The sequence below is a fragment of the Nocardia vinacea genome (genome assembly GCF_035920345.1).
GTDB classification, from domain to species: Bacteria; Actinomycetota; Actinomycetes; order Mycobacteriales; family Mycobacteriaceae; genus Nocardia; species Nocardia vinacea_A.
This window is the reverse complement of record NZ_CP109149.1, coordinates 18,045-29,528: the sequence shown is the minus strand read 5'-3', so window position 1 is coordinate 29,528 and position 11,484 is coordinate 18,045. Positions and strand designations below refer to the sequence as shown.

The window sequence follows — 11,484 nt, the reverse complement described above, 5'->3', positions numbered from 1 at the left end:
ACTTCCTTCGTAGCTCAGAGAACGCGGTCGAGTTCTTCGGTGAAGGCCCGGATGCGGGCTTCGTCGCGGCGGTAATAGGTCCACTGGCCGCGTCGGGTGGCACTGAGGAATCCGGCGCGCTGCAGGATCGCGAGGTGTGCCGAAATGGTCGAGGCCGAGGTCCCCGCCTTCTGCTGGATGAGACCGACGCACACCCCTAACTCGGCGGTGTCATTGCCCCGCACCGGGAAGTTCGCGTCCGGATCCTTGAGCCACGCCAGGATGCGCAAGCGGGTCTCGTTCGCCAATGCCTTGCACTCGTCGAGCACATCCACCTCCCTTCGGTATTTCGCTAATTAACGAACTTACGCCGGATGACACGACTCGGCATCGTGACGCAGCCCACGTCAGAGGAGCAGGGAGCCTGCGCGTTTGACGGTATGAATGATCGGAGCGGTTTCGAGCGTGGCGATGCCGGGAAGTTCGGCGATGCGCTCGGTGAGGTAGCGACCGAGATCTCGCGGGTCGCGGCAGTTGACCGCCGCGACCAGATTGGTAGCGCCGGTGGTGAGAGCGGCGAAGGAGACTTCGCGGTGGCGGGCCAGCGCCTCGCCGACGGTGACAGCGGCAGCAGGTTGTGCGGCGATCCAGAGTCGGGCCTCGGTGCCGAATCCCATTGCAGTGGACGGGATGTCGAGCTGGAAGTGCAGGATTCCGTTGCGGCGTATGGCTTCCATCCGACGGCGAACCTTGGATTCGGACCACTGGGTGGCGGTGGCGAGGTCGGAGTAGGAGGTGCGGCCGTCGTGGTTGAGGACGCGCAGCAGGGACCTATCGCCTTCGTCGAGATGAAAGGGTCCGTCTTCGGGGTCGACGGGGGTGACCCTCAGATGGTCGACCTGGTCGGGAGTCAGCGCGGCTGAACCTTGCCAGCCGTCGGGCAGCACAAATCCGCGCAGCAGCAAGTGCGCGGACATGGCGACGATTCGGCTGGTGCGTGGAAGTTTGTGCAGCAGTATAGCTTCCTGCTCTTCGATACTGCGGGTCTGCACCGTGCAGGAAACCTCGGTGCCAGCGGAGAGGAGATACACAAAGGACGTATCGTCGCGTGCCGCAAGGGCTTTCGCGACGGAAACGGCGGCGTCGGGAGTGCAGCGCAACCGGATCGTCCATTGGACGTAACCGAGCCGCTGACCGTTCACCAGTCCGATCACCCTGAGCCCATGCGTATTTCGCAGCTGACGATACCGACGTGCCACGGTGTTCTCGGAGACGTCGAGGACTTCGGCGATGGTTCGAAAAGGTGCCCTGCCGTCGATCCGCAGCGCATGAATGATCCCCTTCTCGATGGTATCCATCAATAGCCCTCCAAATCTGACGGTTTCCAGCGATATCAGACCTTACTCTGGTTGATTTCGCTCCCATAGCGTCAGGATCGAGGCATGCACATCCTCGTCCTCGCCGCTACCGGAAACATCGGCAGCCAGCTCGTCCCCCAACTGCGCGCCGCGGGTCACACTGTGCGCGCGGGCACCCGCAACCCAGCGGCCGCTGATTTCCCGCCCGATGTGCAGGTCGTGCGCGTCGAACTGTCCGAACCCGAAACGCTCCTCGCCTGCCTCGACGACATCGACGCGGTCTTCCTGCTGTGGGCACTGCACACCGGCGCACAACTGCCCAAGGCAGTCGATCTCATCGCCGAGCGCGCCCGGCGCATCGTATTTCTCGGCACCGGCGGCATCCCGGACCTCAGCTTCGACGATCAGGAGAACCTAGTGCACGGCTGCGGAATCGAATCGGTGGTGCTCTGCCCGAGCACCTTCGCCGTCAACACCCTGTGGTGGGCCGATGAGATCCGAACCGGCGATATCGTGCACGGCAGCCACGGCGACCTGCCGATGAGCCTGATCCACGAGACCGATATCGCAGCCGTCGCGGCCCGGACACTCACCGAAAACGCCCATGCCGGAGCCACTTACGCGCTGACCGGACCGGAGGTACTCACCCAGGCGGAGCAGGTCCGGATCATCGGCGAAGTACTCGCGCGTCCCTTGCGCTGGGCCGAACTCACCCTCGACCAAGCCAGACGGCGCCTACTCGACGACGACACCTTCCCCGACTCGTTCGTCGACGCCCTCCTCGACGGCTACACCGAGATGCTGGCCGCGCCCCGCCCCGAAATCACCTCGACCGTCGCCGACATCACCGGTCGCCCCGCACGTTCTCTCGCCGAGTGGGTATCCGACCACCTCGCCGACTTCCGCTGATGGAGTATCCGGCAGGCACATGGGAACGGACGCCGTTGCTCGGCAACGACGTCCGTTCCGTAGGGCCCTACTTCCTGCGTTCCCGCTTCTCACGCACACGCACCGAAATACGAACCGGAGAACCATCGAAGCCGAACTCTTCACGCAGACGACGCTCCAGGAACCGGCGGTAGCCCGCCTCCAAGAACCCCGTCGCGAAGAGCACGAAGGTCGGCGGCCGGGTGGTGGCCTGGGTGGCGAACAGAACGCGCGGCAACCGGCCACCGCGCATCGGCGGCGGCGTCGCCGCGATGACTTCCTTGAGCCAGTTGTTCAGCCGACCGGTGGGGATGCGCTTATCCCAGGATTCCAGCGCGGTTTCCATTGCGGGAACGAGCTTTTGGACGGCGCGACCGGTATGCGCGGAGATATTGACGCGCTGTGCCCATGGCACCCGGACCATATCGCGGTCGATTTCCTTGTCGAGCTGCAGGCGACGGTCTTCGTCGACCAGATCCCACTTGTTGAAGGCCAGCACGAGCGCGCGACCGGAGTCGGCGACCATGCTGATCACCCGCAGGTCCTGTTCGGTGATCGGCTCGGAGGCGTCGATCAGCATGATCGCGACCTCCGAGGCATCCAACGCCGCCTTGGTGCGCAGCGACGCGTAGAACTCCATGCCACTGGCATGGGAGACCTTGCGACGCAGACCCGCGGTATCGACGAATTTCCAGATCTTGCCGCCCAATTCGACCAGCGAATCGACCGGGTCGACGGTCGTGCCCGCGACATCGTGCACGACCGAACGCTCATCACCGGAGAGCTTGTTGAGCAGGCTGGACTTGCCGACGTTGGGCTTGCCGACCAGCGAGACCCGGCGCGGGCCGGCGCCGCCGGTGCCCTCACGCGGGGTTTCCGGGAGGACTTCCAGGACATCGTCGAGCAGGTCACCGGTGCCGCGGCCGTGCGCGGCGCTGACCATGCGCGGCTCACCGAGACCGAGCGACCACAGCGCGGCTGCCTCGGCCTCGACGCGTTCGTCGTCGACCTTATTGGCGACCAGGATCACCGGAATCTTGGAGCGGCGCAGCTTCTTCACCGCGGCCTCATCGGTGGCCGTCGCACCGACCACAGCGTCGACCACCAGCAGGATCGCGTCGGCGGTCTCCATGGCCAGTTCGGCCTGGCGGGCGACCGACTGCTGCAGCCCCTTGGCATCGGGCTCCCAGCCACCGGTGTCCTGCACCAGGAAACGGCGCCCCGCCCAGTTCGCCTCATAGGAAATGCGGTCGCGGGTCACGCCCGGAATGTCCTCGACGACGGCTTCTCGACGGCCGAGGATGCGGTTCACCAGGGTCGATTTGCCGACATTCGGGCGGCCGACGACCGCCACAGTCGGCATCGCGAGGTGTTCGTCCTCGCCGAACTCACTATCGAGATCGGCCACCTCCCAATCGGATTCGTCGCTCCAGACGCCATCCCCCGCGAGAACGTCTTCACTCATGACTGTGCCTCGCCTGCGCTCGGCTCCGTCAAGAGTGACACTGCTGCGTCTTCGGTTCGCTCGCTACGCTCGCTCACGCTGTCCTGCCTGTCCGGCCGATCGAAACCTGCCGCACCACAACGCGATACAGCTCGTCGATGACCTCATCCATATTCAGTTCGCTGGTGTCGACCTGCACCGCATCATCGGCCGGACGCAGTGGGGACACCGTGCGAGTGGAGTCGAGGGTGTCGCGACGCTGCACGTCGGCGAGTACGCCCTCGTAGTCGTCGCCGCGGCCTTCGGCGATGTTCTGCTGGTTGCGCCGCTGCGCGCGGGCCTCGGCGGAGGCGGTGAGATAGATCTTGGCGTCGGCATCCGGCAGCACGACGGTACCGATATCGCGCCCCTCGACCACGATTCGCTGTGCGGCGGAAGCGATTTCACGCTGCAGCGCGACGAGCAGCTCGCGCACCTCGGCCACGGCGGACACCGCGGACACCGCCCTGGTGACGGCATTGCCGCGGATCTCGGAGGAGACGTCCTCACCGTCGAGCAGGATCAGCTCACGGCTGGGATCGGTACCGATGGTCAGCGGCAGTTCCTTCACCGCAGCACCGATCGCTGCCGAATCGGTCAACTCGACACCGGCGCGCAGCACCCGCAGCGTCGCAACGCGATACATCGCACCGGTGTCGAGGTAGCTGGCGTCGAGCCGGGTGGCCAGTCGCCGCGACACACTGGACTTGCCCGTGCCCGAAGGCCCGTCCATGGCAACGACCAGCGGCGTGGTGCCTTCAACCATCGCAGGGACCTCCACGGGAATCTCTACACCGTTCACAACGACACCGCCTCGTAAAGTTTGCCGACTTCATCGCGGCCGATCACGCGCAGCGTGCCGGGCCGTTGGTCGCCCAGCGCGACCGGACCGATATTGGTGCGCACCAACCGCGTCACCGGATGACCGACCGCGTCGAGCAGCCGGCGCACGATGTGCTTGCGCCCTTCGTGCAACACGATCTTGACCAGCGAACGTCCCTCGCCCAACTCGAGCACCTGGAACCCGTCGACCTTGGCTGGACCGTCTTCGAGTTCGACACCGTCGCGCAGGCGCTTGCCGACCGACTTGTGGACCTCACCGTTCACCGTCGCCAGATAGGTCTTCGGGACCTGGAACGACGGGTGCATGAGCCGGTGCGCGAGGTCGCCGTCATTGGTGAGCAGCAGCAGCCCCTCGGTATCGGCGTCCAACCTGCCGACGTGGAACAGGCGCTGACCGGCCGCGATGCGCTCGGCGACGATATCGCCGACGCAGGGTCGGCCGAGATCGTCGGACATGGTGGACTGCCAACCCTTCGGCTTGTTCAGCGCGATGTGGACGAGTTCCTCGCGCACCATCACGCGAGTGCCGTCGACGCGGACCACCGCGTGCTGCGGATCGATGCGCAGGCCCTGCTCGGTGACGATCGCGCCATCGACCTCGACCCGCCCCTGGGCGATCATCTCCTCGGCGGCGCGGCGCGATGCCACACCGGCCTTGGCGAGAACCTTCTGCAGCCGCTCGCCCTCGCCCCACGGCAACTTCTCGTGGCCACCCTCGGCGGGCTGATCGACGTGCTGTTTCTTGGCGGGCTTGGCGTTGCTCAGCAGCGGGGCGGAGACGACCTTCTTCTGCGGCTTCGGATTCTTCGGCTTCTTGCCGACGGGCGCGGACAGCGCGGCCGACGTTGTGCGGCGCGACGGATTGCCTTGCTGCGCAGCACCTCCCGCCGCGTAGCCGCGCGAACCGGCGGTACGCGGGGCCGAACCGCCTTGTGCGCCAGCGCGATAGCCCTCGCCGCGCGAACCACGATGATCGGAGCCGCCCTGCGACGAACCACGGTAACCCGAGCCGCCCTGCGAGGAACCGCGATAACCGCTGTCGCCCTGGGCAGAACCGCGATAACCGCCGCCCTGCGAGGAGCCACGGCGATCAGAACCGCGCTCGGCGGAACCGCGATAGCCACTATCCCCCTGCGACGAACCACGAAAGCCGCCGCCCTGCGACGAACCACGGCGATCAGAACCGCGCTCGGCGGAACCGCGATAGCCACTATCCCCCTGCGACGAACCACGAAAGCCGCCGCCCTGCGACGAACCACGGCGATCAGAACCGCGCTCGGCGGAACCGCGATAGCCACTATCACCCTGCGACGAACCACGAAAGCCGCCGCCCTGCGACGAACCACGGCGATCAGAACCGCGCTCGGCGGAACCGCGATAGCCACTATCACCCTGCGACGAACCACGAAAGCCGCCGCCCTGCGACGAACCACGGCGATCAGAACCGCGCTCGGCGGAACCGCGATAGCCACTATCACCCTGCGACGAACCACGAAAGCCGCCGCCCTGCGACGAACCACGGCGATCAGAACCGCGCTCGGCGGAACCGCGATAGCCACTGTCACCCTGCGAAGTGCCGCGGTAGCCGCCACGCGAGGAGCCACGCTGATCGCCCTGCGACGAACCGCGGTACCCACGATCGCCGCCTTCTGAACTCCCCCGATAGCCCCCTTGCGAGGAGCCGCGCTCGGAACCGCCCCCGCGTTGCGTACTTCCCCGTTGCGCCGAACGCATATCGCGTGCGTTTCGGCCTGCGCCGCCCCTCGTGGGCTGGTCGCTTCTGGTCCTACGATCCGGTGTGCCATCTCGGCGAGCGGGCGTATTCATGTTGTCCTGTCAGTCTTCTTCGGTACCGAGATCCAAATCGGTCTCGGCGGATTTCTTCAACCTGGTGTAACGGGGGTCCGTGTCCAGGCTCTCGTTGATCTCGTCGATCAGGTCGACGCCCGGCAGTAGGGGCGCCAGTGGCGGCAGATCGGACAGCGATGCGAGTCCGATCCGCTCCAGGAACAGTTCGGTCGTGCAGTACTGCGTGCCGTTCGTTTCCGGGTCGACCCCGGCCTCGGCGATCAATCCGCGAGCCAGCAGGGTTCGCATCACACCGTCGACGTTCACGCCGCGCACCGCGCTGACCCTGGTCCGGGTCACCGGTTGGCGGTATGCCACCACCGCCAATGTTTCCAAAGCGGCCCTGGTCAATTTCGACCGGGCGCCGTCGAGCAGCATCCGTTCCACATACGGCGCGTACTCGCTGCGAGTATAGAAGCGCCACCCGTCACCCACGAAACGCAGATCGATGCCACTGGCCCGCGCGGACAGTTCCGCCGCCATTTCGTGCAGCGTCCGCTCCACCCGCGCCGGTTTGTCCTGCAACGCGTCGGCCAGCAGTTCTACCGGGGCTGGAGCGTCCACAATGAGCAGCATCGCCTCCAACGCCGACCGGAATTCATCGTCATCCAGCGGTTCGGGCGTGAACTCCGCCACTTCGTCATCGGAACCGGCGTCGGCATCTTTTTTGTTCTTCGTCGCACGTGCGGTCTTCGTCGCGGCAGCTGCGGCCGCCTCGCCGCTACCACTTCCCCGCCGCGTGTCGCTGGGTCGCGCAAGGCCTCCGCCACCCTCAGTATTCGGCGATGCCTGCCCGCTGATGCTCGACTCGGCCGTGCCCGAGGAATCCGCGTCGACGATTGAACTGCTCACCGCCTCCGTCGCCGCTGCCGAAGTTGCGGGCTCCTCGCCCCCACCGCTCGTCGGCGTCGTATCAGTGCGCCCTGCGATGCCTTCGACTCCGCCCGATGCCTGCTCGCTGCGGATCGGCTCGACCGCACTCGAGGAATCCGGGTCGACAATTCGGCTGCTTACATCCGCCGTTCCCGGGTCGCCCGAGATCGCCGCATCCCCGGAATCGTCACCGCCCGAGATCGCCGTATTGCCGTCGGATCCTGGCACGCTCGCATCCGCGGCGTCTTCGATGCGCTCATCACTCGACGATGCCGCCTCGTCGTCCGATTCCGCCGCACTCGCGCCCAACGCATCGCCGCTCCGCGCGAGCACTGCATGGTCACCGCCGTCGACCTGCTCGCCCACCACCCCGGTGTCGTGCTCGATGCCGTTGTGCTCGAGCGGTGTCGCATCGTCGGTGCGCTCACTCACCCGTAGTCCTCCTCGATGGTCACGGTGTCGGCGGTCTCGTCCCTGGGGTCGCCGGTCCAGCTGATCGAGAGCGGGCCGAGCGGGTCGGGCTGGTCGAACTCGATCGTCTTGCCCCGGTACAGCTCGAGCAGTGCCAGGAAGCGGGCGACGATCTGGATCGGCACATCACAGTCGGCGACCAGTTCGCCGAAGGTCGTCCAGCCGCCCGGTCCGCGCAGTTTGAGCTGTTCGAGCACGAGCGCGGCCTGTTCGGCGACCGAGAAGGCGTGCTGGTGCAGGTGGTCGAGTCCAACCCGCGGCGCCGGCCGAGGCCGGAAGGCCGTCGCGGCGATCGCGGCGAACTGGTTTGCGTCAACTCCCAGCCTAACCTCGGGCAGCAGGTCGGCGTAGCGCTCCTCCAGCCCGACCGCGCGCGGGTACCGCCGCAACGCGACCGCCTCCAGTTCCCCGAGCAGTTCGGCAACCTGTTTGAACGCGCGGTACTGCAGCAGCCGGGCGAAGAGCAGATCGCGTGCCTCGAGCAGTTCGAGATCCTCGACGTCGGTCACCTCACCGGACGGCAGCAGTCGCGCCGCCTTGAGGTCCAGCAATGTCGCCGCGACGACGAGGAATTCGGTGGTCTGATCCAGGATCTTGTCCGCACGCAACGCCTGCTGCCCGATGTTGGCGGTCAAAGCCTTTGTGTAGGCAATGAATTCGTCGGTCACCTGATGCAACGCGACCTCGGTGACATCGAGCTTGCGCGAACTGATCAGATTCAGCAGCAGATCGAACGGCCCCTGGAAGTTGCTCAGCCGCAGCTGGAACCCAGAGGTCTGGGCCGTCGGCTCGCTCTCGCCGCCAGGTCTAACTGGCGGATCATCCGCAGCCGATGCGGCACGCCCGGCGTCGGAGTCCCGATCGACGAACTCATCAGACTCCGAGCCGAGCGTATCCGTGTTCGTCGATGGCGCCGGTTCCGTACCGCCGATCACCGGCCGGACCGGTGGATGACTTCCCGCGCCATCGCCCGATATGCTTCGGCTCCACTGGATTTCGGTGCCCAGGTGGTGATGGGTTCACCCGCGACGCTGGCGTCCGGAAAACGTACGGTGCGCGCGATCGCCGTGTCGTACACCAGGTCGCCGAACACTTCGACGACGCGCGCCATGACCTGACGCGAATGTAGTAGCCGCGCATCGAACATGGTGACAACGATGCCGTACAGGCTCAGACGCGGGTTCAAGCGGTCCCGCACCTTCTCCACGGTGTCGTTGAGCAGGGCGAGTCCGCGCAGCGAAAAGTACTCGCATTCCATCGGAATGATCACACCATCGGAACACGCCAGCGCATTCACCGTGAGCAGGCCGAGCGACGGCTGGCAATCGATGAGGACGTAGTCATAGCGATCGCGCACCGATTCCAGTGCGCGGCCCAGCGTCTGCTCCCGACCGACCTCGTTGACCAGCTGGATTTCCGCGGCCGACAGATCGATATTGCTCGGCAGCAGATCCAGATTCTCGACGCGGGTCTCCATCAGAACATCGTCGATCGAGACCTTGGATCCGATGAGCAGGTTGTGCACGGTCAGATCGAGATCGTGGTGGGCCACACCCAATCCCGCCGACAGCGCACCCTGCGGATCCAGATCCACCAGCAGCACCCGCCGACCGAACTCCGCGAGCGCGGCGCCCAGGTTGATGGTCGAGGTGGTCTTGCCGACGCCACCCTTCTGATTGCACATCGCGACGATCAGTGCATCACCGTGGTTTTCGACCGGCGGCGGGTCGGGCACGACACGCAGCGGGCGTCCGGTCGGCCCGAGCGTCGCATCGTCGGGGACGGGTTCGGCGCCTTCGCCCCACAGCGTTTCCGCCGCGGCCGCCGAGTACGGACCCGTCCGGGGACCCGTAAGCGGCTGCGCCCCAGCACTCATCGGCGGCTCTGCCGCACCCGCTGTCGTCACGATCCGCTGCTCCTTATACGTTCCTGCCCGTTGCCTTCGCCCGACTCCGGCATCATCTGCCCGAGCGTAGCGAGGCCGATCAGCCCCGACCTCGCTTTCGTACGGTCCAGCTCTCGATAGACGCTACCGCTTGACAGCGCAAGACCCACGCTCGGACACGCGACACCCGCGTTTACCTGCGCAGGCGTCCACTCCCCTAGCGCCAATCCGGTCCACCGTCGAAATGGACGTCGAATCGATCGTGGAGCTCATCCATGCTGTCCCAATCCGCCTCACCCCGAGCGATACGACCGAGCTGCCGGAAGTACTCGAACCGGACGATACCCGGTGTGAGTACCGCGAAGAACTCGGCGGGACCGTCCGCGGACGCCCCGAAGGCATGGACAGTACCCGGCGGAACCACCACCAGACCACCTTTGGCGACCGCATGCCGTTCGCCGTCGACGAGGAATTCCATGGTCCCGTCCAGGATGTGGAAGATTTCCGTGGACTTCGTGTGATGGTGCGGTCTGGTCCCATCCGCGCCCGCCTGCAGGACGAGCCGATTCGCTCCGAACAGCCCATCGGTGTTCTCGCTGTCCTCGAGCAACTGGAACGATCCGCCACCGGGCAGCGCCACCGCCTCGACATCGCGCTCCTGAACGATGAAAGCCTTTGCCATCCAATTCACCTCACGTCGGTATGCCGAGACCATCCGATCCCGACATACCGACACAACCGGACCACGGTCCCATTTCTTCCTGGTCCTGCTGGCGCTAGAGTCCGGCCAGACCGCGCACGTTCTTGCACGCCATGGACGGATTCGTTGGGCAACATGCGCGGCAAACCAAACGGCAGACTCAGCGGGCGCGGGGGTGCGCGGTTGCCCAAACTTCACGAAGCGTGTTCACCGTGACCAGGGTGTAGATCTGAGTAGTCGTCACCGACGCATGTCCCAGAAGTTCCTGGACCACACGCACATCCGCACCCCCATCGAGCAAATGCGTTGCGAAGGAATGACGCAGCGTATGCGGCGAAACGGTAGCCCCGATGCCCGCCCGCTCGGCGGCGGTCTGCAAAACCTGCCAGGCACTCTGCCGCGACAACCGACCACCGCGGGCATTCAGAAACAGTGCGCCTGCGGTGCCTTTCCCGTTCGCGGCGAGCACCGGCCAGCCCCGCACCAGATAGGCGTCGACAGCCGCCAGCGCAGGCCTGCCGATCGGAACCATGCGCTGCTTGCCGCCCTTGCCGTGCAACACAACAGCGCGTTCCTCGGTATCGAGATCGTCCACATCGAGCCCGACCATCTCCGAAATCCGCGCCCCGGTCGAATACAGCAGCTCGAGCAGCGCCCGATCGCGCAATCCGCGCGGCCCGCCATCGGTTCCGGCCCCGTTCGCATCATCGATCGGCCCGCCGCCAGCCGCCTCCAGCAATCGCAATACCTGGTCGTACGGCAGCGCTTTCGGCAACCGCCGTCCGGGCGTCGGCGGCTTCACCGCATGCGCGACATCGGTACTCGTCACACCCTCTGCCGCGGCGAAGCGATGCAGCCCGCGCACGGCGATCAGCGCACGAGCAACCGAACTCGCGGCCAGGGGCGAGTACGTCTCTCCACCCGCCCGCAGCACCATCGTGAACTCCGCGACATCGGATTCGGAGACCTGCTCGAGCGCCGTAATCCCGCGCCCGGTCAGGAAATCCCGATACCGGTCGAGATCGCGACGGTACGCACCGAGGGTGTTGCGGGCGGCGCCGCGCTCGACCGCAAGATGATCGAGGTAGGCGTCCACCTCCCGCGCGAGCACCGCCCT

General features: G+C 66.0%; 10 protein-coding genes and 1 pseudogene. 1 reads left to right on the top strand and 10 read right to left on the bottom strand.

What is annotated here, in order from left to right; all coding sequences use genetic code 11:
* Positions 1-14: 14 nt before the first annotated feature.
* Both OIE68_RS00125 and OIE68_RS00120 read right to left on the bottom strand, forming a co-directional pair.
* Complete coding sequence (locus tag OIE68_RS00125) at positions 15-308, bottom strand: metalloregulator ArsR/SmtB family transcription factor (RefSeq protein WP_327097331.1); 294 nt, start codon at positions 306-308, stop codon at positions 15-17.
* A gap of 78 nt (positions 309-386) precedes the next feature.
* Positions 387-1,337 (bottom strand): Lrp/AsnC family transcriptional regulator, encoded by a 951-nt coding sequence (locus OIE68_RS00120; protein ID WP_327097330.1) that lies wholly within the window; start codon positions 1,335-1,337, stop codon positions 387-389.
* A gap of 84 nt (positions 1,338-1,421) precedes the next feature.
* On the opposite strand from OIE68_RS00120, the gene OIE68_RS00115 reads away from it, so the two are divergent.
* Complete coding sequence (locus OIE68_RS00115; RefSeq protein ID WP_327097329.1) at positions 1,422-2,246, top strand: SDR family oxidoreductase; 825 nt, start codon at positions 1,422-1,424, stop codon at positions 2,244-2,246.
* Between the two features lie 67 nt (positions 2,247-2,313).
* Here OIE68_RS00115 and der read toward each other — a convergent pair whose 3' ends face one another.
* The 8 genes and pseudogenes from der to xerD all read right to left on the bottom strand — a co-directional run bounded on the left by der (position 2,314) and on the right by xerD (position 11,478).
* Positions 2,314-3,729, bottom strand: a complete 1,416-nt coding sequence (gene der / locus OIE68_RS00110; RefSeq protein WP_327097328.1) for a ribosome biogenesis GTPase Der — start codon at positions 3,727-3,729, stop codon at positions 2,314-2,316.
* A gap of 73 nt (positions 3,730-3,802) precedes the next feature.
* Positions 3,803-4,513 carry a (d)CMP kinase gene (gene cmk / locus OIE68_RS00105; protein ID WP_327097327.1) on the bottom strand — a complete coding sequence of 237 codons (711 nt, stop codon included), beginning with the start codon at positions 4,511-4,513 and terminating at the stop codon, positions 3,803-3,805.
* A 32-nt stretch (positions 4,514-4,545) separates the two neighbouring features.
* A pseudogene (locus tag OIE68_RS00100) lies at positions 4,546-5,403 on the bottom strand (pseudouridine synthase); the annotation flags it as partial.
* A 1,023-nt stretch (positions 5,404-6,426) separates the two neighbouring features.
* Positions 6,427-7,074 carry an SMC-Scp complex subunit ScpB gene (gene scpB / locus OIE68_RS00095; protein WP_327101539.1) on the bottom strand — a complete coding sequence of 216 codons (648 nt, stop codon included), beginning with the start codon at positions 7,072-7,074 and terminating at the stop codon, positions 6,427-6,429.
* Between the two features lie 665 nt (positions 7,075-7,739).
* Positions 7,740-8,543: a segregation and condensation protein A gene (locus tag OIE68_RS00090; protein WP_327101538.1), complete on the bottom strand. Its 804-nt coding sequence runs from the start codon at positions 8,541-8,543 to the stop codon at positions 7,740-7,742.
* Between the two features lie 170 nt (positions 8,544-8,713).
* Complete coding sequence (locus OIE68_RS00085; protein ID WP_419150741.1) at positions 8,714-9,658, bottom strand: ParA family protein; 945 nt, start codon at positions 9,656-9,658, stop codon at positions 8,714-8,716.
* A gap of 226 nt (positions 9,659-9,884) precedes the next feature.
* Complete coding sequence (locus OIE68_RS00080; protein ID WP_327097325.1) at positions 9,885-10,349, bottom strand: cupin domain-containing protein; 465 nt, start codon at positions 10,347-10,349, stop codon at positions 9,885-9,887.
* 178 nt (positions 10,350-10,527) lie between these two features.
* The gene (gene xerD, locus OIE68_RS00075) at positions 10,528-11,478 is read right to left on the bottom strand and encodes a site-specific tyrosine recombinase XerD (RefSeq protein WP_327097324.1); all 951 of its coding nucleotides are present in this window, start codon (positions 11,476-11,478) and stop codon (positions 10,528-10,530) included.
* Positions 11,479-11,484: the final 6 nt, after the last annotated feature.